This window comes from Herbaspirillum sp. C7C8 (assembly GCF_022627875.1).
Classification (GTDB): domain Bacteria; phylum Pseudomonadota; class Gammaproteobacteria; order Burkholderiales; family Burkholderiaceae_D; genus Herbaspirillum.
Genome location: NZ_JABXGG010000015.1, coordinates 85,809 through 109,677 on the forward strand (window position 1 = coordinate 85,809; position 23,869 = coordinate 109,677).

Here is a 23,869-nt window from a genome sequence, read left to right on the forward strand (position 1 = left end):
CGAATAAGGAAAGAGAATGGATCAGCTGATGAGCCTCAATGTCTTCGTGGCGGCGGTAGAGGAGGGCAGTTTTGCCGGCGCCGGGCGGCGCTTGCACCTGTCGCCCGCCATGGCCGGCAAGTACGTCAGCCACATGGAGGCCCGCTTGAGTGCCCGCCTGTTTCAGCGGACGACTCGACGCCTGAGTCTCACGGAGGTGGGGCGGACATACTACGAACGCAGCCGGCAGATTCTCGGTGCGCTGGACGAGGCCAACCGCGAAGCGACGGCCGCGCAAGGCAGCGCGCGCGGCCTGCTGCGCGTGGCGGTGCCGGTCACCTTTGGTGCCCTGCATCTGGGTGCGGTGGTGGCGCGCTATGTGGCGCACCATCCCGAGGTCAACGTGGAGGTCTTGCTGGGAGACCGCTACATCGATCTGCTCGATGCGGGGGTGGATGTGGCGATCCGGATCGGACAGCTCGATGATCCGGCGCTGGTGACGCGTCGTCTGGCCTCCTGCCCTATGGTGGTATGCGCTTCGGCCGGTTTTGTCGAACGGCATGGCCTGCCGCGTACACCCGAGGACCTGCAGCAGCTGCCGCGTCTGGCCTTCAGCGAAGCGGTGTCCGCCGGGGACTGGACCTTCACGGATGACTCGGGGCGCTCATATCGCATCGACGGCCCCTGCCGGGTCGTGGCCAACAACATGCAGATGTTGCTGGCGTGCGCGCTGGCGGGGGCGGGTGTGGCCTACGGGCCGGCCTTCGTGTTTGGTGAGGACATACGGCAGGGGCGCTTGCTTGCCCTGCTCCCCGATTACGCTACCACTGCATTGACCATGCAGGCGGTTTATCCCGGCGCGCGGGGAATTCCGATCAAAGTGCGCCGCTTCGTCGACTATCTTGCCGAGGACTTCGGCAGTCATCCTCCGTGGGAGCCGCAGGAAACGCCGCGTACCTAGGGCCCGCCTAGTGCGATGACACGAACAGCGCAGCAGGATCCGGCGCGGGAAGCGCGTAGGCGGTCTTCATTCTGGTGACCTCCTGCACGGGTGTCATGCCAAACAATCGCTTGAATTCACGGCTGAACTGGGATGCGCTTTCGTAGCCGACGGTGGCGCTGGCTGCGGCTACCGTCAGGCCGTTGCGCAACATCAGCAGACGCGCCTGATGCAGGCGCGTGGACTTGAGATACTGCATGGGCGAGGTGGCGGTGACCGCCTTGAAGTGCGCATGAAAGGATGGCGGACTCATCCCGGCTTCTTGTGCCAGCTGTTCCACGTCCAGCTTGTCCGCGTAGGCGGCATGGATCTTCCGGATGGCGCGAGCTACCTTTGCGTACTGTCCGTCATTGCGCAATGCGGCTCGCATGGAGGCGCCCTGTTCGCCGCTGAGTACCCGCAGGTAGATCTCCTTGACCAGCGAGCGGCCCAGTATGCGGGCCTCCATCGGAATGCACATGGCCTCCAGCAGGCGCAGGACGGAGGCCGACATCCTCTCGTCCATCCGGGTAGCGAACATGGTTTGCGGAATGGCGCGCACATCGGTCTGGTCCATCTGCAAGAGCACTTCGGCCAGCAGCTGGAAGTCCAGCCGGAAGTAGATCGCCAGCAGTGGCGCCTTCGCGCTGGCATCGGTTTGCATCGTGAATGGCACCGGCACGGAGACGGCCAGATAGTGGCGGGCATCATAGAGATAGGTCTTCCCGCCCAGATAGCCGCGCTTTCTTCCCTGCACGACCACGACGATGCCCGGCTCGTAGAGCACCGGTGTTTCACGCAGGCGGCGATTGGAACGCAGCAGGCGCACATCCGGCAGCAGCGATAGGTTGTAGCCCTCTTCAGGCGCGAGCTGCATGAGCAGGTCCACCATGCGCTGGTGCACACCCGAGGTCAAAGCTTGAGATGTCTTCATGCGTCCCGTCATCGTCAATTGATAGGTTTAGGCAAACATTGAATGCCAACCGACATGGTGCAGTCAAGTGCAACTGCCTATCATTGAAGCCGTCGCCTTCCCGGGTGATGAACCGGTTTGGTTCGTCAGGAAGGCGGTTTCATGGGAGATGTGGCGATGGTCATGCAGAAGTCCGACAAATTGAATTTTCTGATTACGGGTGTCAGCTCAGGTTTTGGACGTGCGCTGTCCCATGCGGCCTTGCAGGCGGGACATACAGTAATAGGCACAGTGCGCAACGAGGAGGCGCGAGCGGTCTTCGAGCACCTCGCACCGGGGCGGGCGACGGCAGTGGTGCTCGATGTCACCGATTTTCCTTCCATTGACAGTGTCATCGGCAGCGCGACCGAGCGCCTTGGTCCTGTCGACGTCCTGGTCAACAATGCCGGCTACGGTCATGAAGGGGCGCTGGAAGAGTCTTCGCTGGAGCAGATGCGGCATCAGTTCGACGTCAATGTCTTCGGCGCCGTCGCCATGATCAAGGCCGTGCTGCCGGCCATGCGGACGCGGCGACGCGGCCATGTCATCAACATCACCTCCATGGGTGGATTCATTACCATGCCGGGCATCGCCTACTACTGTGGCAGCAAGTTTGCTCTGGAAGGTATTTCAGAGACCCTGGCCAAGGAAGTGGCTGACTTCGGCATCAAGGTCACGGCGGTAGCGCCAGGCTCGTTCCGCACCGACTGGGCAGGTCGCTCCATGGTCCGTTCGCCGCGCAGCCTCTCCGACTATGATGCAGTGATCGATCCGATCCGCGCTGCGCGTCAGGCCAAGAGCGGTCACCAGCTCGGCGATCCGGCGAAGGCGGCGCAGGTGATCCTGGCCTTGGCCGGCGATGTCAACGCCCCGGAGCATCTCCTGCTGGGCAGCGATGCAGTCAGGCTGGTGCGGGAAAAGCTGACGAAGATGAATCAGGAGATCGACGCATGGGAACAGGTCTCCGTCTCCACCGACTTCCCGTAAATGCCCTTGCGTGACAGGTCCACCGAAGAACATCACTGCGCGGAGGGGGCGTATATTTTCGAGCGACTGACTGCATTTCAGCTGCGGTCAGGATTGGTCATCATGGTTTCATTGGACGGTCATATTGGATTGCTAGATTGCAGCTCCCCCCGTGTATCCCTCACCCTCACAGGAGCCGCCATGCCAGACCAATACCCGCCAGCCGACCACAGCCGTCGCCGCTTCCTGCGCGACAGCGCACTGACCACGGTGGCCGCCGCCACCACCTTGAGCGCCCCGGCCGCCTTTTCCGCCGCACCGGCCATCATCACCTCCGAACGCCTGCGCCCGCAATTGCCCGGCGGCGTCATGAGCGGCGATGTCACGCGTGACAGTGCCATGCTCTGGGCGCGTACCGATCGCAATGCGCGCCTGCTGGTCGAGTATTCCACCCGCGAGAACTTCAGCAATCCCGTGCGCATCGTCGGCCCTACCGCGCTGGCACGCGAGGACTACACCGCGCGCGTGGACCTGCGTGGCCTGCCGGCCGGAGAGCGCGTCTACTATCGCGTGCGCTTCCAGGACCTGCAGCATGAATCGGCCCTGAGCGAAACGCTGACCGGCAGCCTCATGCTGCCTGCCTCTGCACAGGGCCAGGCGCGCGACATCACCTTCGCCTTCTCGGGCGATGAAGCCGGGCAGGGCTGGGGCATCAATGAGCAGTGGGGCGGTTATCGCGTTTATGAAAGCATGCGCCGTTTCCGCCCGGATTTCTTCATCCACTCGGGCGACCAGATCTATGCCGATGGCCCCATCCAGGCCGAAGTGAAGCTGGAGGACGGAACGCTGTGGCGCAACGTGGTGACCGAAGCCAAGTCCAGGGTCGCGCAGACGCTGGACGACTATCGCGGCAACTTTGCCTACAACATGCTGGACGCCAACAAGCGCCGCTTCGCCGCCGAGGTGCCCTTCCTGGTGCAGTGGGATGACCACGAGGTGCGCAACAACTGGTATCCCGGCCAGGTGATCGGTGCGGCCGAAAAGCGCTACGACGAACGCAACATCGACGTGCTGGCGGCCCGCGCGCGCCAGGCCATGTTCGAACACAATCCCTTCCGCATCGACAGCGCCGATCCCTTCCGCATCTATCGCGCCTTCAACCACGGTCCGCTGCTGGAGGTGTTCATGCTGGACGAGCGCAGCTATCGCGGTCGCAATACTCCCAACCGCCAGAAGGGCGGCCATGACGCTGACTTCCTCGGTCCCGGGCAGATGCGCTGGATCAAGCAGGCGCTGCTGCGTTCGCGCTCGACCTGGAAGCTCATCGCCAGCGACATGCCGCTCTCCATCGTGGTCCCCGATCTGAATGCCGATGTCCCCAAGGGGACTTTCGAGGCCTGGGCCAATGCCGACCATGGCAAGCCCTCCGGACGCGAGCTGGAGGTGGCCGAACTGCTGCGCTTCATCAAGCAGCATGACATCAAGAACGTGGTATGGGTGACAGCGGATGTACATTACGCCTCGGCCACGCACTACGCACCGGAGCGCGCCCAGTTCACCGACTTCAAACCGTTCTGGGAATTCGTCGGCGGCCCGATCAATGCGGGTACCTTCGGACCAGGCGAGATCGATCGCACCTTCGGTCCGGACGTGCGCTTCGTCAGCGTCCCGGCTGACATGAAGCAGAACCGCTCACCGGTTGAACTGTTGCAGTTCTTCGGGATCGGCAAGATCGATGCGAGGAGCAAGACCCTGACAGTCACCCTGCACAACACCGACGGCAAGGAAATCTACAAGGTGGAATTGCCGCCCGAGGCCTGATCGCCTGCGGGCAGTGCAGGGAGTGAGGCCAGAAACGGACCGGACTCAGCCCGGTCCGGCAAGCTTGCGCGAGATGTTCGCGCAGGCTTGCAGCAATGGTGTCACATACGCCTGCTGCGCATCGGGCAGGCGGCGATAGAGCGGAATGCTCACGCTCACGCACGCCACCGGCACGCCATCGGCACCGACGATGGCGGCACCGTAACAAAAAATCTGGGCTTCGTTCTCTTCGCGATCTTCGGCATAGCCGCGCGTGCGGGTCTCTTCGACATCGGCACGCAGGGCCTCCAGCGTGGTGTGCGTGTTGGCCGTGAAGGCTTGCAGATGCAGCGCGCGCATCAGGCGTTCGCGCTGCGCTTGTTCCAGTGCGGCCAGGTAGGCTTTGCCCACTGAACTCGAATACAAGGTCACGCGCGTACCGATGCGCGAATCCATGCGCACGGCTTGCGGGCTTTCCAGTTTCTCGATGTAGACCATGCTGTGGTCGCTGGGCACGGCCAGGTGCACGGTCTCGCGCGTGATGTCGCGCAGCTGGCGCAACGGCTCGATGGCCGTGGTGCGGATGTCGCTGCGGTCCCAGGCGCGGCTGGCCAGATGGATCAGGCGCGGCCCGACTTCATATTGCTTGCTGCGCGGGTTCTCCACCACCATGCCCTCGGCCATGAGCGCGCCGAGGATGCGATAGACCGTGGGGCGCGGATAGCCCGACAGCGCAGCCAGCTGCGCGATGGAGAGCGGCGCTTCCTGGTCGGCGATCAGCTGCAGTACCGCCATGAACTTGGAGAAGGCGGCCGTGCCTGCAATCTTGTTGGCGTCGTCGGGTTGTTGGTCTTGGTCGGGCATGAGCGGTGCAGGAAACGGTACGGGGATCGGACCAGGAGACGGACCACATGCTGGTACGGAATGGGTTGCCGGATTCGGGCCAGATTATAGCCGAGCCCGTTTGCAAAAAATCCCGCGCCGTCTGGAGCCGGCGCGGGCAAATGGCATTGCACGTGAAAGCGTTGCGGTGGTGTCAGGCCACCAGATAGCCGCCATCGACCGGCACGATGGCGCCGGTCATGAAGGAGGCCGCGGGTGAACACAGGAAAGCAACCACCTGGCCGATGTCTTCCGGCTTGCCCCAGCGCCCCAGCGGTGTGCGCGCCAGGATTGGCCCGGCGCGTACGGGATCGTCCTGCAGGGCCTGGGTGAGCGGGGTGGCGATCCAGCCCGGCGCCACTGCATTGACGCGGATGCCGTCGGCCGCATAGGCAATGGCCAGCGACTTGGTCAGCTGCGCCACGCCGCCCTTGCTGGCGCTGTAGCCCGGCACCAGTCCGCCGCCGAAGAAGCTGAGCATGGAGGCAGTATTGACGATGCAGCCCCCGGACTGCTTGAGCAGTTCGCGGCTGGCAGCACAGACGCGCATGGTGCCGGTGAGGTTGACCGCGATGACCTGCTCGAAGACCTCGGTCTCCAGCTCTTCCCCGCGCTTGATGATGCCGGCGCAGTTGACCACGATATCGAGTTGCGTGAGGCCGGCGAGCACCGCGCGCACGCTGTCTTCGCTGGCCACGTTCATCTCCGCCAGGGTGATGCCGCTGCCCTCGAATGGCTCATGCGCCAAGGGCGGCAGGCCGGCAGCAATGACGCGTGCACCCAGTGCGGCGAGCTGGCGTGCGACGGCCGCGCCTATGCCTTGGGTGCCGCCGGTGACAAGGGCGGTCTTGCCCCGGAGCAGGTCGGGAATGAAGCTCATGAAGGTTCCTTCTTGTGAGTGGCAGGAGACTGGCTGGATGCCGCTACCCAAGGGCGGCGGCATCGGGTCAGGCTACTGACGAGTGAAGTTTTGCCTCAGGCGGCGTGTGCCTCGATCGGCTTGTCCACCACGAACATGTAGACCAGTGCGGCGGCGAAGGCCACGGCGGCACTGATCAGGAGGGCATTGACGAAGGAGTGGGTCTGGTCCACCACCACGCCCGTGATGACCGGTGCCAGCGAGCCGCCGAGATAGCCGCCGAAGTTCTGCATGCTGCCCAGCGAAGCCACCAGGCGGCGCGGAATGGCTACCGACACCAGCGCCCAGGCGCCACCGGAAGCCATGTTCACGAAGGCCATGGCCAGCGAGATGTAGACGATGGCCATGGTGGTGCTGGGTGTATAGGCGGCCGGAATGGTGAAGGCGCCGGCGCCGATCAAGCCCGCGCAGATCGGCCACTTGCGGCTGCGGATGGCAGGCATGCCGCGCTTCATCAGGCCATCGGCAATGTAGCCCGATGAGAGCATGCCGAGCGTGCCGAAGATGTAGGGAATCACCACCACCCAGCCGGTGCGCGCGATGGAGAGATGGCGTTCATGTTCCAGGTAGGCGGGCAGCCAGGTGAGGTACAGCCACACCATGTAGATCACGCCCATGAAGCCGAACAGCATGCCCCAGGTAGTGCGATAGGTGAAGAGGCTCTTCCATTCTGACCAGCTCAGTTTGGCATTGGCGTTGGGCTCGTTGTCATGGTCGTCGGCCAGGTACAGCACCTCGGAGGGCGTGAGCTGGACTTCGTTGCGATTGCGGTAAAACAGGTACCAGCCCACCGACACCGCGATACCCATCACGCCCATGATGACGAACATCATGCGCCAGCCGAAGGAGAGCATCAGGATCGTGAGGATGGGCGGCGCCAGCGCCGGACCGATGGTGGAGGAGGCCACGAAAATGCCGGTCGGCCCGCCGCGCTCGCGCATGGCAAACCATTCCGAGACCACCTTGGCACCGGCCGGGAATTGCGGTGCCTCACCCAGGCCGAGGAACACCCGCGCCACCAGGAACTGCTGCAGGCTGCTCACGAAGCCGCCCGCCAGCTGTGCCACCGACCACACGAACATGCCCGCCCCCAGCATCACGCGTGCGCCGAACTTGTCGAGCATGGCGCCGATGGGCAATTGCGAGAAGGCATAGGCCAGCGAGAAGGCCGACAGCAACAGGCCCATCTGCGAGGCCGACAGGTTGAGTTCCTGGCTCACCGAGTGATTGGCGATGGACAGCGTGCTGCGGTCGAGGTAGTTGACGATGCCTGCCAGCATCAGGAAGCTCAGTGCGACTACCTGTATGCGTTTGAGCCGGGGGCTCTTTTCCTTTTGGACTTCCATGGGTTACGTCTCCAGTGTGAATGATGTGCTGCCATTGGCGTGCTTCGTACCGGCTACGTCTGTCGCGCAGCTCGCTGTCGATGACATGGCCGAAGCTTCTTGCAAGGATGCGATCCTGAGGACGTTGTGGAGTCCGTCCCCGCGTGTTGCTCTTCCGGCGCTGCCTGGGCTGCTTCTGCCTGCCCCGGCATGCGATCCTTGCTTGCCCGGATGATTCGTGTGGCCGAGCGGCAAGCCGCTCAGTAGGTCGCGCGCCCGCCCGAGAGATCGAACACGGCGCCGGTGTTGAAGCTGCAGGACCCGGAGCACAGCCATGCGCACATGTCGGCGACCTCATCGACCGTGCCCAGGCGACGCATGGGGCTCTTGGCGATCATGGTCTGCACATGCTCCGGCGACATCTGCTCCAGCAGTGCGGTCTTCACGGCGGCCGGTGCAATGGCGTTGACCAGCACGCCGGTCTCGGCCAGCTCCTTGCCCAAGGACTTGGTCAGCGCCAGGACGCCTGCCTTGGCGGCGCTGTAGGCCGAGGCATTTGGCGTGCCTTCCTTGCCGGCCAGCGAGGCGATGTTGACGATGCGTCCGCGCCCGGCTGCGCGCATGGCCGGCGTCACACTGCGGCAGGCATGGAAGACGCCCAGCAGGTTGACCTGCACGATGCGATGCCATTGGGTAACGTCGTACTCGTCCAGCGGCACGGTAGGGCCGGCGTAACCGGCGTTGTTGATGAGGAAATCGATGCGCCCGGTGTCGGCCAGCAGTCGCTGTGCGGCCTGCATGACCGCAGCGGCATCGGTGATGTCGAGGATTTCTTGCCGATAGGGCGAGGCAGCGTCGTGCTGCTGGTCCCAGACGACGACCTGCGCGCCCCCTGCGGCCAGACGTGCGCCGATGGCCGCGCCGATGCCGCCGTGGCCGCCGGTGACTACGGCCACGCAGTCGCCAAAGTCATGGGAGGCGCGGGAATAAGTCATTTCGTGCATCCTCAGCGTACGAAGCGATTGACGTAGTCGCTACCCAGTCCAACCGCTTCATAGTGCTTGCGGCACATGTCGAGCTTGGTGAAGACGTCCTCATAGCCTTCGAACTTGCCCCAGGGGTCGCAATAGAACATCACGCCGGTGATGTGGAAGTAGGTGATCATCTCTTCCACGTCTTCAGGCACGTAGAGGGTGTGGGTCTCGCCAGGCGGCTCGAAGACATAGCTGCCCTGTTCGGCGATCCATTCGTGTTCCAGATAGCGCCAGCGGCCTTTGAGCACCATGCCATGCACCGGTGCCGGATGACGGTGGCGCGAGAGCACGCCGGACTTGCGCACGCGCAGCAGGTTGGTCCAGTAGCCCTGCGAGACATTGAGGCACAGCGGACGGAACCACACGTTCTCCGCCTGCGGCACCCAGATGCGTTCGTCCTCCGGCACGGCCGGATTGACCACGATCTCCAGCGGCGCTTCCTTCGGGTTGGGGAGCTGGTAGGGCTTCATCTTCAGATCGGCGGGCATGGGGGTGTCAAGGGTCGTCATGGGGTCTCCTGTCGTTGTTCTGCTGAATTTGCGTTCTGTCCGCTATATGGACAATGCGTTCGCTATATGGTCAATGTCGGCTATAGAAGACGATGTGTCAATGGCGGGTCAGGGCAGGTTGGGGCGGCACGAAAGCGAGCTTGGCGTCGGTTTTCCGGTGTTTCGGCAAGCGTGCGAAGCCGAGCGCACACGGCACAAGGCGAGCCGGCAAGCTTTGGTGAGGATGCGTGAAAATTATGCGTGGCTGCCGTTCAAGCCAGCCTGCGGGAGAAGGCGGTCGCACCGCGAGAATGCCCGCTGTGCTACCAGTGCGGTATCGGGCGATCCGCCGATCAGTGGGCGTCCGGTGCGGACCAGTGCACCTGGGAGAACGCTTCGGAAAGAAAGTCCAGCATCGCGCGCACCTTGGCCGGCAGGTGGGCGCGGCTGGGGTAGACCGCATAGATGCCCAGGTCCGGCACGGTGTAGTCGGGGAGCAGGGGAACCAGCTGCCCGCTGCGCAGGTACTGGTCGATCATGAAGGTTGGCTGGCGTGTGATGCCGATGCCGCCCAGGGCCGCCTGCACGCAGCTGTCCCCATTGTTGACGTGCATGCGGGCATGGATACGCACGCTCACCGGACCTTCCGGGCCGCTGAACTGCCATTCGTCCTTGCCCTGGTTGTAGCTGTAGCTGATGATCTGGTGCTGTGCCAGCTCGTGCGGATGATGCGGCGTGCCGTGTTTCTCCAGGTAGGCGGGTGAGGCGCAGATGGGCAGGCTGGTGCTGGTTAGCTTGCGATGGATCAGCGTGGAATCGGCCAGCCTGGCGATGCGGATCGCCAGATCATAGCCCTCGTCGATGATGTCGACGATGCGGTCCGACAAGGTAATGTCCAGCTCCACTTCCGGATGCCGGTCCAGGAACATCGGCCATAGCGGTGCCAGGTGCAGGATGCCGAAGGTGACCGGGGCATTGATGCGCAACAGCCCGACGGGCTTGGCGCTGCCTGCCGAGAGCAGGTCATCGGCTTCTTCCAGGGCGGTCACGATCTGCTTGCAGCGCTCCAGGTAGAGACTGCCTGCCTCGGTGAGCGAAAGCCGGCGCGTGGTTCGCTGCATCAGGCGTGACCCGAGGCGTGCCTCCAGTTCCAGTACCGTGCGCGAAACCGCCGCCTTGGAGATGCCCAGTGCATCGGCGGCCTTGACGAAGCTGCCGAGCTCGGCCACGGCGATGAAGCATTCGATTTCGCGCAGTTTGTTCAAATCGTCTTTCCCCGTAATGGCGCCGCGCTGGCGCCATCGGGAAGACGGGGCTCAGGCAGCGGCCGGTAGTTGTGCCAGCAGGCGGGAGCCGGTGCCGAAGGCGAAGGCGTCCATGCGCAGGCTATGATACGTGGAACCGCTGTCCAGGTGAACCAGTCGTGTCCAGTCATCGGCCGCGCCCATGGCGAAGAACAGGCTCAGCAGATGTTCGTCGGTGGGATGGCTGCGCACCGCATGCGGGGCCGTAGTCCGGTAGCCAAACAGAGCCTGCAGATCACCGGCCTGCATGCGTTCGAGGAACCAGTGCAGGAATTCCACCGTATGCGGCGCGTCGCCGCCATCGGCCTCTGTACGACGCAGTTCGCGCAGGTTGTGCGTGAAGCTGCCCGAGCCGATCAGCAGGATGCCTTCGCTGGCCAGCGGCGCCAGCAGGCGACCAACCTGGTAGTGATACTCGGGCGGTTGCTGGGATTGCAGCGACAGCTGGATCACCGGCACATCGGCTTGCGGATAGAGGTAGCGCAGCGGCACCCAGGCCCCGTGATCGAGCCCCCAGCCGCCATCGGTATTGGCTGGCAGTCCGCCCTCGCGCAGGCGTTGCGCCACGTGCTCGGCCAGGGCCGGTGCGCCTGGGGCCGGGTAATCCAGTTCATAGAGCGCCTGCGGGAAACCGCCGAAATCATGGATCACGCGCGGCTTGCTCTGGTTGCCCACGCGCGGGGTAAAGGTCTCCCAGTGCGGCGACACCATCACGATGCCGCGCGGACGTGGCAGCGTCGCACCGATACTGGCCAGCAGCGGTCCCGTGCGACCCGGTTCGACGGCCAGCATGGGCGAGCCGTGCGAGACGAACAGCGAGGGCAGAGGGAGGCTATCGGTGGTGCGGCCTGTGGTGGACACGGTGGTCATGATGATTTCCTTGGAATCCCGGTAAAGGATATAAAACATTTATAGCATTTGGCTTTTTGCTGCCGTGATGCCTGGTTGCTTAGTTGCATTGATGAACCAAGCCGGGCACAGGCCCGGCGTTGATCGATGCGTGCTGCCCATGTTGCCATCGATGGCGCATCAGCGCTGCGTTTCGCGCTTCAGGGCAAAGGCCCCGTCACCCAGCAGGAACACGGCGATCAGGCCGACGATCCAGAGTGCCAGGTATTCCCAGCCGCCCTTGGGGTTGGTAAAGAAGAAGCCGGCCTTGCCATGCACCAGCACGATTGCGCCCAGCAGGTCTGCTGCCAGCGGCAGGGCCAGCCAGCGGCCATAGTAGCCCAGCACCAGCGCGATGCCGCCGATGACTTCCAGTGCCATCACCGGATAGGCGAACCAGCCCGGCACGCCCAGCGAGGCAAAAAAGCCGGCCGTGCCAGCCGGAGTGAAGACGAAGAGTTTCAGGCCGGCGTGGACCAGGAAGAAAATGCCCATGGTGACGCGCAGCAGGAAGGCGGCGTAGTCGGCACGGGTGTTGACGGTAACGGTGGTCATGATGATCCCGGAAAGTGTGGAGTGGATGAAGGATGGCCGGCCTTGCGCCTTTTTCTGCCTGCGCAATCGGCAGCGGCCACGTCCACACTGTAGGGAAGAATGCGAGCCGGATAAACCGGCTGCGGCGGGATGGATCGTCTTGAAGAAGTTGACAATCCATCCGCGCCGGAGAGGATCAGTCTTCGCCGTCGCGCGGGACCGGCTTGGCTTCCTCGCGGCGGTTGTAGCCGGCCACCATGTCGAAGCGGAACAGGCGGCATTCCAAGGCGCCGTTGAAGAACGGCGTCTTGCGGGCTTCCTTCAGGCGCATCAGCTTGGGCAGGCCCAGGTCGGCCGAGAACAGGAAGACGCTCCAGCCGGCAAAGCGTTGCTTCAAGGTAGTGGAGAAGGCGCTGAAGAACTGCGCGAACAATTCCTCGGTCGGCAAGGCGCGGTCGCCGCGCACGCCGATACGCTCACCGTAAGGCGGATTGGAGAGGATGATGCCGACCAGCGGCTTGCCCTCGGTATCGACCGGCGGCTTGATTTCCTGTGCTTCGATCTGCTTCAGCGGTACCTCGAAGTGCACGCCGGCGCGCACCAGGTTCTTGCGCGTCAGTTCCACCATGTCGCCGGAGATGTCGCTGCCGAAGAGCGTGGGCGTGGTCGGAATCGGATGGGGTTTGAAATCGCCCTTGATGGCGAACCAGGCATCGGCATCGAAGTTGCTGAACTTCTCGAAGGCGAAGCGGCGGCGTGCGCCCGGCGGCACGCCGGCGATGATCTGCGCGGCCTCGGCCAGGATGGTGCCGGAACCGCACATGGGATCGAAGAGTGGCACGCCCGGCTTCCAGCCTGCGGTGCGCAAGAGGCCCGCCGCCAGGTTTTCGCGCAGTGGCGCGTCACCGGTTTCTTCGCGCCAGCCGCGCTTGAAGAGCGCCTCGCCGGAGGTGTCGAGATAGACCGTGAAATTGTGGGCATCGACGAAACCGGCGATGCGCATGTCAGGCGTGCGGGTGTTGACCGAGGGGCGCAGCTTGAACTGGTCGAGGAAGCGATCGCAGATCGCATCCTTGATCTTGAGGGTGCTGAACTCCAGGCTGCGCAGCGGCGATTTCACGGCGGTCAGGTCCACGCGGATGGTGTGCGAGACCTTGAACCAGTCTTCCCAGGCTTGTGCGAGGGTGAGGTCGTAGATGTCATTCTCGTTCTTGTAGGAACCATGGCCCATGCGCAGCAGCACACGGCTGGCGATGCGCGAGTGCAGGTTCATCTGGTAGGCCGCCAGCAGCGTGCCGGAGCAATGCACGCCACCGGGCACCTGGTTGTGCACCTTGAGGTTGGCGGCGGGGCCGGCGTGCTGGGCGATCTCGTTGAGTTCCTCGGCCAGGGCCGCTTCCAGGCCGCGCGGGCAGGGGCAGAAATAAGAGTAATGGGTGTCGGGGGATTGCATGGGAGTACCTTTTGTCCGTTGGAAAACAAAGTATCAAAAATGGAAAAAGCCGGAGTGCGCTGCTTGTAGCGCACTCCGGCGTCATTGTACGCTGCTCGCTCAGCCCTTCGCGAAGGCGCGCTCGACGAAGTCGAGGCGGTCCTGGCCCCAGTAGCCTTCACCCTGGTAGAGGTACCACGGTGCGCCGAAGACGCTGGCGGCATTGGCTTCATCGGTGAAGCGGTCGAACTCGGCTTGCACGCTGGCCGTTTCAGCCGACTTCAGCAGGGCGGCGCCGTCGTGTTCCAGGGTATTGGCGATGGCCACCAGGGTGTCTTGATCGGCGATGTTCTTTTGCTCTTCCCACACCGCGCGCATGATGGCACCGGTCATGCGCAGCGCGGCCGCGGTACCGTGTGCCAGCTGGGTGGCGATGATCAGGCGCGAGGCATTGTCGCTGTTGACCGGGAAATAGGTCGGTTGCAGGATCATGGGCTTGCCGAGGAATTCGCTCCAGCGTGCCAGTTCCTTCAAACGATAGGCCTGGCGCTGCGGTGCGCGCTTGGCCAGCGGCAGGCCGCCGGAGACACCGAAGATCCTGGACAGATCGAAGGGTTTGGGAAGGATTTGCACCTGGTATTTTTCCGCCAGGGCGACGAAACGATCGTGGCCCAGATAGGCGAAGGGCGAATGCGGCGCGAAGAAGTACTCACAGACTTTGCTCATGACCGGCTCCGGAAGGATGGGTGTGGAATGACGCGGATGACGACAGAAAAATGCAGAACGATTGCTTGGATCAGAATGGCTTGACCACGACCAGGATCACGATGGCCAGCATCAGCAGCACCGGCACTTCGTTGAACCAGCGATACCAGACGTGGCTGCGCACGTTCTTGCCGTGTTCGAATTTCTTGAGCAGCGAGCCGCAGGCGTGCTGGTAGCCGATGACCAGCACCACCAGGAACAGCTTGGCATGCAGCCAGCCATTGCCCGGCCCTTTCCAGAATGACCAGGTGATGGCCAGCAGCCACACGCCCAGCACCAGTGCCACCAGCGAGATCATGCCGGTGAAGCGGTACAGGCGGCGCGCCATGCCCAGCAGGCGTTCGCGCGCGACCAGGTCGGTTTCCTGGGCCAGGTTCACGAAGATGCGCGGCAGGTAGAACAGGCCGGCGAACCAGGAAGCGATGAAGACGATGTGCAGGGCTTTGATCCAGAGCATGGCGGTCCTTGTGGTTGGCGTAAGAGATTACTGGCGTACCTGTCCCTGGCCCAGCACCACGTATTTCAGCGAGGTCAGTCCTTCCAGTCCGACCGGGCCGCGTGCATGCAGTTTGTCGTTGGAGATGCCAATCTCCGCCCCCAGGCCGTATTCGAAGCCATCGGCAAAGCGGGTCGAGGCATTGACCATGACTGAGGCCGAATCCACCTCGCGCAGGAAACGCATGGCGCGCGTGTAGTCCTCGGTGACGATGCTGTCGGTGTGCTGCGAAGAGTGACGGTTGATGTGCTCAATGGCCTCATCCATGTCGGCCACCACCTTCACGGCCAGGATGGGCGCCAGGTATTCGGTGTCCCAATCCTCTTCGGTGGCCGCCTTGAGCAGCGGATACCCGGCCAGGATCTCGGCAGCTTCGGTATCGCAGCGCAGTTCCACTTCCTTGACGCGATACAACTCGGACAGCGGCGGGAGGATGGCGGCGGCAATGTTGCGCGCGACCAGCAGGGTTTCCATGGTGTTGCAGGTGCCGTAGCGATGGCACTTGGCATTGAAGGCCACATCCAGCGCCTTGCGGCTGTCGGCGCGGTCGTCGATGTAGACGTGGCAGATGCCGTCGAGGTGCTTGATCATCGGTACCTTGGCTTCCTTCATCAGGCGCTCGATCAAGCCCTTGCCACCACGCGGGACGATCACGTCCACGTACTCCTGCATGGTGATGAGCGCGCCCACGGCGGCGCGGTCGGTAGTCTCCACCACCTGCACCGCTTCTTCCGGCAGACCGGCACCGGCCAGGCCTTCCTTGACCAGCCTGGCCAGCGCCTGGTTGCAATGGATGGCTTCGGAACCGCCGCGCAGGATGGTGGCGTTGCCGCTCTTGATGCACAGGCCGGCAGCATCCACGGTGACGTTGGGACGGGCTTCGTAGATGATGCCGATCACGCCCAGCGGTACGCGCATCTGGCCGACCTGGATGCCGGTGGGGCGGTACTTCATGTTGCTGATCTCACCGATGGGGTCGGGCAGGGACGCAATCTGCTCCAGACCCTCGGCCATGGTGGCGATGGCCTTGTCCGACAAGGTCAGGCGGTCCAGCATGGCCTCGGCCAGGCCATTGGCGCGCGCTGCGTCGAGGTCCAGCGCATTGGCCGCGCGCAGGGCGTCAGCCTCGCGACGGATGGCGGCGGCGATCAGCAGCAGCGCCTGGTTCTTGGCGGCGGTATCGGCGCGCGCCATGGCGCGCGAGGCGGCACGGGCCTGCTGGCCGATGCGGTTCATGTAGAGATCGATGTTTTCCATAGGGTTTTCTCCGGGGCGCGCTGCGCGTCGGGTTCAATGCGGGTGATGTCAGTGTCCGCGTGCCAGTTTCAGTCCCAGCTGCAGCAAGGCGTCCCACGGGTCGCCGGCAAAGCTGCGGGCGCGCAGGCCCTTGACCATCCGGTCCACCAGGGCGGCTTCCTGCAGGGCCTGTTCCAGCGCGCCCAGGCTGATGCGGCGCAGGGCCGGTTCCATCAGGCGTTCGCGCGGGCCCCAGATGCGGTATTCCTTCAACAGTGCCCCCACCGGCTTGCCCTGGGCCATGCCGGACTTGAGCTTGAGCAGGGTGCGGATTTCTTCGGTGACGGCCCACAGCACCAGCGGCAGGGCCTCGCCTTCGCCCTTGAGGCCCTCCATCATGCGCGTCAGGCGCGCAATGTCGCCGGAGAGCATGGCTTCGTTGAGCTTGAAGACATCGTAACGTGCCACGTTGAGCACCGCATCCTGCACCTGGTCGAAACCGAGCTGGCCGGGCGGATGCAGCAGGGCCAGCTTCTGGATCTCCTGGTGTGCGGCCAGCAGGTTGCCTTCCACGCGGTCGGCGATGAAGTCCAGGCAGGCCCGGTCTGCGCTCTGCTGCTGGGCGGCCAGCCGGTTGCCGATCCAGCCCGGCAACTGGGCGCGTTCCACCAGCGGGATGTCGATGTAGACCGCCGCCTGTTGCAGCGCGCCGACCCAGGCCGCCTTCTGCGTGGCCCAGTCCAGCTTGGGCAGGCTGATGATGGTGAGATTGTCGGGCGACAGATTGGCCGCGTAATCCTGCAGCGCCTGGCCGCCATCCTTGCCGGGCTTGCCGGTGGGGATGCGCAGCTCGATGAGCTTCTTGTCGCCGAACAGCGATTGCGACTGGTTCGCCGCCAGCAGTTCGCCCCACTTGAAGCTGCGCTCCACCACCAGCACCTCGCGCTCGGTATAACCGTTGGCGCGGGCGCTGCGGCGGATCTTGTCAGCCGCTTCCAGGGCCAGCAGGTGCTCGTCACTGGCGATCACATAGAGTGAGGCCAGCGATTTGCCGAGATGGGCGTCCAGGGAGTCGTGGCGCAGCTGCATGGTGATCCCGTGCGCCGGTCAGGAATCCGCACCGGCCGCAGCCTTCTCGTTGCGGATGGCCGTCTTGGAGGCCGACAGGCGTCGCAGGATCTGCTGCACCAGGTCGGACTGCATGTCGCGGTAGAGCAGGGCTTCTTCGGCCTGCTTGGCCAGTTCCTGGTTCTCGTCATAGGTGATGACGCGACGCAGGGTGATGGCCGTGGGAGGGATCACGAGCACGCCCTTGGCATCGGTGACCGAGAAGGTGAAGCGCTGGAACAGCGCGTATTCACGCACGCGGCCATCGGTGTTCAAGGTCAGTACCTGGCGGTCGCGGGTATCGGTCAGCACCTTCAGGTTGGCTTCAGCCTCCTTGGGTTCGCTCACCACCCTGGCACCGCTGGCCTCGATGTTGCGCTTGAGTTCCACCCCGACCACCGAGTTGGGCGTGAAGCCCAGGTAGATGGTCTTGAAGGGCAGGTCGGCGGCGCCGCGCAGATGGAAACCGCAGGCCGTGAGCATCACGGCCGCGGCCACCAGCAGCAGCCATTGCGAGAAACGCTTGATTTGGACTTGAGCGTGCATGGAGTTCCGTCGTTGAGGTTGGGCCGGATCAGGCAACGATGTTGACCAGCTTGCCCGGCACCACGATCACCTTCTTCGGTGCGCCGGTCAGGAATTTCTTGACGTCTTCATTGGCCAGCGCAGCCGCTTCGATGGCGGCCTTGTCGGCATCCTTGGGGACGGTGACTTCACCGCGCAGCTTGCCGTTGACCTGCACCACCAGCTTCAGCTCGCTCTGCTCCAGCGCCGCCGCATCGACCTGCGGCCAGGCCGCATCGAGGATGTCGCCCTGTGCCTTGGCATAGCCCAGTTCCTGCCACAGCACATGGGTGATGTGCGGGGCCACCGGATTCAAGACGCGCAGGAAGATCGAGAAGCATTCGGCAATCACCGCATCACCCGCGGCGCCGGCAGCCGGCTTGGCCGCTTCGAGCGTGTTGAGCATCTTCATGCAGGCCGAAACCACAGTGTTGTACTGAATGCGCTTGAAGTCGTTGTCGGCTTGCTGCAGGACCTTGTGCACTTCGCGGCGCAGGGTCTTCAGGCCATCATCGAGCTGGGCTGCATCGACCGCACCGGCAGCGGTGATGCGCGCGGCGTTGTTGTAGCCGAAGGCCCACACGCGGCGCAGGAAGCGGTTGGCGCCTTCGACGCCGGCACCGGACCATTCCAGGGTCTGTTCCGGTGGCGAGGCAAACATGGTGAACAGGCGGGCCGTGTCGGCACCGTACTGGTCGATCTGCGCTTGCGGGTCGATGCCGTTGTTCTTGGACTTGGACATCTTCTCGGTGCCGCCGATCATCACCGGCTGGCCGTCTTCCTTCAACACGGCCGAGACCGGACGGCCCTTGTCGTCGAAGGACAGGTCGACGTCGGCCGGGTTGTACCAGGTCTTCTTGCCAGCAGCGTCTTCGCGATAGTAGGTCTCGTTCAAGACCATGCCTTGCGTCAACAGGTTGGTGAAGGGCTCATCGAACTTGACCAGGCCGAAGTCGCGCATGACCTTGGTCCAGAAGCGCGCATACAGCAGGTGCAGCACGGCGTGTTCGATGCCGCCGATGTACTGGTCCATGGGCATCCAGTAATCGTTGCGGGAGTCCACCATCGCATCGTTGCTGCCCGGCGAGGTATAGCGCATGTAGTACCAGGACGAATCCACGAAGGTGTCCATGGTGTCGGTTTCGCGACGGGCCGGCTTGCCGCAGCAGGGGCAGTCGACCTTGAGGAATTGCTCATGCTTGTTGAGCGGATTGCCGCTGCCGTCGGGCACGCAGTCTTCCGGCAGCACCACCGGCAGGTCTTTCTCGGGCACGGGGACATCGCCGCAATCCGGGCAGTGGATGATGGGGATGGGGGTGCCCCAGTAGCGCTGGCGCGAGATGCCCCAGTCGCGCAGGCGGAAAGTCACCTTCTTCTCGCCCAGACCCTGCGCGGCCAGATCGGCGGCCACTGCATCGACGGCGGCCTGATAGCCCAGGCCATCGTACTTGCCCGAAGCGATGGTCTTGCCGGCTTCCTTGTCGCCATACCACTCTTCCCAAGCCTCGGTGGAGTAGGTCTTGCCTTCCACGGCGATGACCTGCTTGATCGGCAGATCGTACTTGCGGGCGAAGGCAAAGTCGCGCTCGTCATGCGCCGGCACGCCCATCACGGCGCCGTCGCCGTAGGTGATGAGCACATAGTTGCCGACCCAGACTTCGACCTGCTCACCGGTCAGCGGATGGGTCACGTACAGGCCCGTGGGCATGCCCTTCTTTTCCATCGTCGCCATGTCGGCTTCGATGACGCTGCCTTGCTTGCACTCGGCGATGAAGGCTTGCAGGGCCGGATTGCTTTCTGCGGCGAGCGTGGCCAGCGGGTGTTCCGGGGCGACGGCGCAGAAGGTCACGCCCATGATGGTGTCGGCGCGGGTGGTGAAGACGAAGAGCTTGCCGTCGTTGATGAGCTGGCCGTCCGCGCCCTTGATCTGGTGCGGGAAGGCAAAGCGCACGCCGGTGGACTTGCCGATCCAGTTGGCCTGCATCAGGCGTACGCGCTCGGGCCAGCCGGGCAGCTTGGTTTCGACGTGTTCCAGCAGTTCGTCGGCGTAGTCGGTGATCTTGGCGTAGTACATCGGGATCTCGCGCTTTTCGATCACGGCACCCGAGCGCCAGCCGCGGCCATCGATGACCTGTTCGTTGGCCAGCACGGTCTGGTCGATCGGATCCCAGTTCACGGTCCCGGTCTTCTTGTAGATGATGCCCTTCTCCAGCATCTTCAGGAACATCCACTGGTTCCACTTGTAGTACTCGGGACGGCAGGCCGTCATCTCGCGCGACCAGTCGATGGCCAGGCCCATGGACTGCATCTGCGACTTCATATATTCAATATTGGAATAAGTCCACTGCGCCGGCGGCACGCCATTGGCCATGGCGGCGTTTTCGGCGGGCATGCCGAAGGCATCCCAGCCCATGGGCATCAGGACGTTGTAACCGTTCATGCGCAGGTAGCGATACATCACATCATTGATGGTGTAGTTGCGCACGTGGCCCATGTGCAGCTTGCCGGAGGGATAGGGCAGCATCGAGCAGGCGTAGAACTTCTTCTTGTCGCGACCTTCCTTGTCGCGGGCGTTTTCGACGGTCTTGTAGGCGTCGATGGCGTTCCAGTGCTGCTGTGCGGACTGTTCGACTTCGGCTGGGCTGTATTTATCTTGCATGACGGGCTGATACGGATGGAATTCGGTTGGGAGGGGATTGCAATTCGAAACCCTGCATTATACCGGCTCGCCGCCCCGGCGCGGCATTCCGGCCCGCCTTGGCCGACCGTCGACCCGCCTGCCCGAAAAAAAACCCGCCTCGGTAAAGAGGCGGGCCAAGACCCCTGTGCCTGAGCAGTGTGGCAACAGGGATAGCAGCTACACGGTTCCCGCCTACGAGGGGGCGACGGACTGGGTCGGTGTTGCTGGCCAGCATGGGAGCTGGCATGGCGTATGAAACCATCGACAGCCGCCGAGTGGTGTGTTCTCGAAAGTATTCTTGTTAATTCTCGAAAAATTGTGAAAAAGCAATTTTTTATTCGGGTTGGGGAGAATTTGGCCGCGTCGCTTGTCCTTCAATTGAAAGTCTCCCGGACCAGGCAGTTATGAATTTTTCGTTCACATCTCGTAGGCGTTGGTGGTCATGAGGGCGTAACAATCGGGCGGCATCATGAAATCGTTTTCATTTGCCCCGGAAACCCCCGTGCGTCCGTCCATCAAACAAGTTGCCCATCTGGCTGGCGTCTCCATTGCCACCGTCTCGCGCCTGCTCAACAAGCCAGGCTCGGTCAGTGCGGAAACCGCCGAGAAGATCCATCGCAGCATCGCCGAGCTGGGCTTTCGTCCCAATTTCACCGGGCGCAACCTGCGCGCCGGCAATTCGCGCACGGTCGGGGTGGTGGTGCCGACCCTGTCCAACACGGTCTTCGCCCAGTGCCTGCAAGGTATCGAGCTGGCAGCGCGGGCGCTGGACTATTCGGTCATGTTCACCACCACCGAGTACCTGCCGGAAGAGGAATCGGCCGCAGTCGAACTGCTGCTCGGGCATCGCGTCGATGGCGTGATCCTGACGGTGGCCGATGCCGGCGCCAATGCCACGCTGGACCTGCTGGAACGCGAACGCATTCCCTTCGTGCTGGCCTACAACCAACTGGCCGCCACCGGTGCGGCCAGCCACCGCGCTTCAGTTTCGGTAGACAACCGCGTCGCTGCCTGCGATGCCGTCAGCCACCTGATCGCGCTGGGGCATCGCCGCATCCAGATGCTCTCGGGGCGCTTCAATGCCTCCGATCGCGCCATGCAGCGCCATAGCGGCTATCTCGATGCCATGCAGGCCGCAGGTCTCACGCCGCTGCCGGCCATCGAGGTCGAGCGCCATACGCTCACGGCCGCCACCGACTATCAGCAGATGATGGCCGATCCGCTGCACCGTCCCACGGCCCTGTTCTGTTCCAACGACCTGCTGGCCCTGAGTGCCATGCGCGACCTGCGCGCGCTGGGCTTGCAGGTGCCGGGCGATATCTCGGTGATGGGTTTCGACGGCATTCCCGTGGGGGCCCTCATCGAGCCGGTGCTGGCCAGCGTGGTTCAACCTTCGGAGCAGATTGGCGATGTCGCCCTGCGCACCCTGGTCGAGGCCATCGAGCGTGCGGTGCCTGCGGCGGCCGTGGCTGCCGCCGGGGAGGGTCCCGCCATCAGCACTGCCGCCACCGACGCCGTGCGCCACATCCTCCCGCACGTCCTGCGCGCGGGCGGGTCGGTGGCGCCGCCTGCACCGCTTTCGTCGTGATGTATCCGCAATGGCTCATTCGTTGTCCCCTCGTTGTTCAACCTCTAGGAAAGGATCTGACATGTTCCTGAAACGTGTTATTCAAACTGCTGCCGGCGCGCTGTTGCTGTCGGCTTCCCTGGCTGCATCGGCCCAGACCGCGATCTGCTACAACTGTCCGCCCGAGTGGGCCGACTGGGCCGCGCAGATCAAGGCCATCAAGGACAAGACCGGCATCACCGTGCCGCCCGACAACAAGAACAGCGGCCAGGCCCTGGCCCAGCTGACCGCCGAGAAAGCCAGCCCGGTGGCTGATTTCACCTACCTGGGCGTGTCCTTCGGCATCGAAGCGAAGAAAAAGGACCTGGTGGCCGCCTACAAGCCGGCGCACTGGGATGACATTCCCAACGGACTGAAGGATCCTGACGGTTACTGGGTCACCATCCACTCCGGCACCCTGGGCATCATGGTCAACGTCGATGCCTTGAAGGGCAAGCCCGTGCCCAAGTCCTGGGCCGACCTGCAGAAGCCCGAATACAAGGGCCTGATCGGCTACCTCGATCCGGCCTCGGCCTTCGTCGGTTATGTCGGCGCGGTGGCCATCAACCAGGCCATGGGCGGCACGCTGGACGATTTCTCGCCGGCCATCACCTACTTCAAGAACCTGCAGAAGAACCAGCCCATCGTCCCCAAGCAGACCTCCTACGCGCGTCTGATCTCGGGCGAGATCCCCATCCTGCTGGGCTATGACTTCGACGCCTATCGTGCCAAGTACAAGGACCACGCCAACGTCGCCTTCGTGATCCCCACCGAAGGGACCGTCACCGTGCCCTACGTGGTCTCGCTGGTGAAGAACGGACCGCACCAGGCCGACGCCAAGAAGGTGCTGGACTTCCTGCTGTCCGACCAGGGCCAGGCCATCTGGGCCAATGCCTACCTGCGTCCGGTGCGTGCCTCGGCCATGTCCAAGGAAGCTCAAGCGCGCTTCCTGCCGGCTGCTGAATACGCCCGTGCCAAGTCGGTGGACTACGGCAAGATGGCCGAAGCCCAGCGCAAGTTCGGCGAGCGTTATCTGGCCGAAGTGCGTTAAATGCAGAGTGCAGGAGCAAGCATGAAAAGCATGATCCCCTCCGTCTCCGGTGCGCGCCCTCGGACCGCAGGCAACGGCGTGTGGCTGTGGTTCGCCCTGCCCGGGTTGACGATCTTCTGCGCCTTCTGGCTGCTGCCCATGGTGCGGCTGGTCGGCGTGGGCGCCTCGGGACCGGAGGGGGCGATGGCCTATCTGGCGGTGCTGACCAACCGTCATTACTTCACCAGCCTGGTCTCCACGCTGTTGTTGTCGGCGGTGGTGACGGCGGCCACGCTGGCCATCTCGGTGTTCGTGGGCTTGTTCCTGCAACGCAATCGCTTTCCCGGCCAGTCGCTGTTGCTGGCCATGCTGACCTTCCCGCTGGCGTTTCCCGGCGTGGTGGTCGGCTTCATGGTCATCATGCTGGCCGGGCGCCAGGGTCTGATCGGTTCACTGACCAACTGGCTCTTCGGTGAATCGTTGGTGTTTGCGTATTCGCTGGCGGGGCTGTTTCTGGGGTATCTGTATTTCTCGATTCCTCGTGTGATCCTGACCGTGGTGGCCGCCGCCGAAAAGCTCGACCCGTCGCTGGAAGAAGCGGCGCGCTCGCTGGGCGCCAGGCCCTGGCAGGTGCTGCTGCACGTGGTGCTGCCGGCACTGCTGCCGGCGCTGATCTCGTCGGGTGCGATCTGTTTTGCCACCAGCGTCGGTGCCTTCGGGACGGCCTTCACGCTGGCGGCCAATATCGATGTACTGCCCATGACCATCTACAACGAATTTACCGGCTACGCCAACTTTGCCACGGCCGCTTCGCTGTCCATCGTGCTGGGGCTGTTCACCTGGGCCGTGCTGGCGCTGGCGCGTTCGCTCACCGGCAGCGGCGTTGCGGCGGCGGCATAAGGA

The 23,869-nt window shown here is 63.6% G+C and carries 22 protein-coding genes; 6 read left to right on the forward strand and 16 right to left on the reverse strand.

Features of this window, described 5'->3' with window-relative positions; all coding sequences use genetic code 11:
* Positions 1-16: 16 nt before the first annotated feature.
* Positions 17-940, forward strand: a complete 924-nt coding sequence (locus HWE01_RS17330) for a LysR family transcriptional regulator (RefSeq protein WP_241822415.1) — start codon at positions 17-19, stop codon at positions 938-940.
* A 7-nt stretch (positions 941-947) separates the two neighbouring features.
* On the opposite strand, the gene HWE01_RS17335 is transcribed toward HWE01_RS17330, so the two are convergent.
* Positions 948-1,892, reverse strand: coding sequence for an AraC family transcriptional regulator (locus tag HWE01_RS17335; RefSeq protein WP_241822416.1), 945 nt, complete (start codon positions 1,890-1,892; stop codon positions 948-950).
* Between the two features lie 141 nt (positions 1,893-2,033).
* Here HWE01_RS17335 and HWE01_RS17340 point away from each other — a divergent pair, with 141 nt between their 5' ends.
* Together HWE01_RS17340 and HWE01_RS17345 are read left to right on the forward strand one after the other, a co-directional pair.
* Positions 2,034-2,897: an oxidoreductase gene (locus HWE01_RS17340; RefSeq protein ID WP_502798451.1), complete on the forward strand. Its 864-nt coding sequence runs from the start codon at positions 2,034-2,036 to the stop codon at positions 2,895-2,897.
* 180 nt (positions 2,898-3,077) lie between these two features.
* Entirely contained in the window at positions 3,078-4,697 is a 1,620-nt protein-coding gene (locus HWE01_RS17345; RefSeq protein WP_241822418.1) for an alkaline phosphatase D family protein, read from the forward strand.
* Positions 4,698-4,742: 45 nt separating this feature from the next.
* Here the strand turns inward: HWE01_RS17345 and HWE01_RS17350 are convergent, their stop codons facing one another.
* The 15 genes from HWE01_RS17350 to leuS all read right to left on the reverse strand — a co-directional run bounded on the left by HWE01_RS17350 (position 4,743) and on the right by leuS (position 20,309).
* Positions 4,743-5,540, reverse strand: a complete 798-nt coding sequence (locus HWE01_RS17350) for an IclR family transcriptional regulator (RefSeq protein ID WP_241822419.1) — start codon at positions 5,538-5,540, stop codon at positions 4,743-4,745.
* A 172-nt stretch (positions 5,541-5,712) separates the two neighbouring features.
* On the reverse strand, positions 5,713-6,438 hold the full coding sequence (locus HWE01_RS17355; protein WP_241822420.1) for an SDR family NAD(P)-dependent oxidoreductase: 726 nt from the start codon (positions 6,436-6,438) through the stop codon (positions 5,713-5,715).
* A gap of 95 nt (positions 6,439-6,533) precedes the next feature.
* Positions 6,534-7,823 carry an MFS transporter gene (locus tag HWE01_RS17360; protein ID WP_008325410.1) on the reverse strand — a complete coding sequence of 430 codons (1,290 nt, stop codon included), beginning with the start codon at positions 7,821-7,823 and terminating at the stop codon, positions 6,534-6,536.
* A 239-nt stretch (positions 7,824-8,062) separates the two neighbouring features.
* Entirely contained in the window at positions 8,063-8,797 is a 735-nt protein-coding gene (locus HWE01_RS17365) for an SDR family NAD(P)-dependent oxidoreductase (RefSeq protein WP_175344248.1), read from the reverse strand.
* A gap of 11 nt (positions 8,798-8,808) precedes the next feature.
* Positions 8,809-9,345 carry a 2,4'-dihydroxyacetophenone dioxygenase family protein gene (locus tag HWE01_RS17370; RefSeq protein ID WP_008325415.1) on the reverse strand — a complete coding sequence of 179 codons (537 nt, stop codon included), beginning with the start codon at positions 9,343-9,345 and terminating at the stop codon, positions 8,809-8,811.
* A 332-nt stretch (positions 9,346-9,677) separates the two neighbouring features.
* Positions 9,678-10,589, reverse strand: a complete 912-nt coding sequence (locus HWE01_RS17375; RefSeq protein ID WP_008325420.1) for a LysR family transcriptional regulator — start codon at positions 10,587-10,589, stop codon at positions 9,678-9,680.
* A gap of 51 nt (positions 10,590-10,640) precedes the next feature.
* Positions 10,641-11,498: a dioxygenase family protein gene (locus tag HWE01_RS17380; RefSeq protein WP_241822421.1), complete on the reverse strand. Its 858-nt coding sequence runs from the start codon at positions 11,496-11,498 to the stop codon at positions 10,641-10,643.
* Positions 11,499-11,657: 159 nt separating this feature from the next.
* Entirely contained in the window at positions 11,658-12,071 is a 414-nt protein-coding gene (locus tag HWE01_RS17385; RefSeq protein ID WP_008325429.1) for a DoxX family protein, read from the reverse strand.
* Positions 12,072-12,246: 175 nt separating this feature from the next.
* Entirely contained in the window at positions 12,247-13,503 is a 1,257-nt protein-coding gene (locus tag HWE01_RS17390; protein ID WP_241822422.1) for a THUMP domain-containing class I SAM-dependent RNA methyltransferase, read from the reverse strand.
* Between the two features lie 99 nt (positions 13,504-13,602).
* Positions 13,603-14,208 (reverse strand): 2-hydroxychromene-2-carboxylate isomerase, encoded by a 606-nt coding sequence (locus HWE01_RS17395; RefSeq protein ID WP_241822423.1) that lies wholly within the window; start codon positions 14,206-14,208, stop codon positions 13,603-13,605.
* 70 nt (positions 14,209-14,278) lie between these two features.
* Positions 14,279-14,704, reverse strand: a complete 426-nt coding sequence (locus HWE01_RS17400) for a CopD family protein (protein ID WP_008325441.1) — start codon at positions 14,702-14,704, stop codon at positions 14,279-14,281.
* Between the two features lie 27 nt (positions 14,705-14,731).
* On the reverse strand, positions 14,732-16,000 hold the full coding sequence (locus HWE01_RS17405) for a glutamate-5-semialdehyde dehydrogenase (RefSeq protein ID WP_241822424.1): 1,269 nt from the start codon (positions 15,998-16,000) through the stop codon (positions 14,732-14,734).
* Positions 16,001-16,048: 48 nt separating this feature from the next.
* A complete protein-coding gene (gene holA, locus HWE01_RS17410) occupies positions 16,049-17,068 on the reverse strand; it encodes a DNA polymerase III subunit delta (protein WP_008325447.1) in 1,020 nt (339 codons plus the stop codon).
* 18 nt (positions 17,069-17,086) lie between these two features.
* On the reverse strand, positions 17,087-17,632 hold the full coding sequence (locus HWE01_RS17415; protein WP_008325454.1) for an LPS-assembly lipoprotein LptE: 546 nt from the start codon (positions 17,630-17,632) through the stop codon (positions 17,087-17,089).
* 28 nt (positions 17,633-17,660) lie between these two features.
* Positions 17,661-20,309, reverse strand: a complete 2,649-nt coding sequence (gene leuS / locus HWE01_RS17420; RefSeq protein WP_241822425.1) for a leucine--tRNA ligase — start codon at positions 20,307-20,309, stop codon at positions 17,661-17,663.
* A gap of 523 nt (positions 20,310-20,832) precedes the next feature.
* Here leuS and HWE01_RS17425 point away from each other — a divergent pair.
* The 3 genes from HWE01_RS17425 (at position 20,833) to HWE01_RS17435 (ending at position 23,866) form a co-directional block, all read left to right on the forward strand.
* Positions 20,833-21,918, forward strand: coding sequence for a LacI family DNA-binding transcriptional regulator (locus HWE01_RS17425; RefSeq protein ID WP_241822437.1), 1,086 nt, complete (start codon positions 20,833-20,835; stop codon positions 21,916-21,918).
* A 61-nt stretch (positions 21,919-21,979) separates the two neighbouring features.
* Positions 21,980-22,987 carry an ABC transporter substrate-binding protein gene (locus tag HWE01_RS17430; RefSeq protein WP_008325461.1) on the forward strand — a complete coding sequence of 336 codons (1,008 nt, stop codon included), beginning with the start codon at positions 21,980-21,982 and terminating at the stop codon, positions 22,985-22,987.
* Positions 22,988-23,008: 21 nt separating this feature from the next.
* Positions 23,009-23,866 (forward strand): ABC transporter permease, encoded by an 858-nt coding sequence (locus HWE01_RS17435; RefSeq protein WP_008325462.1) that lies wholly within the window; start codon positions 23,009-23,011, stop codon positions 23,864-23,866.
* The last annotated feature ends 3 nt before the right edge of the window (positions 23,867-23,869 follow it).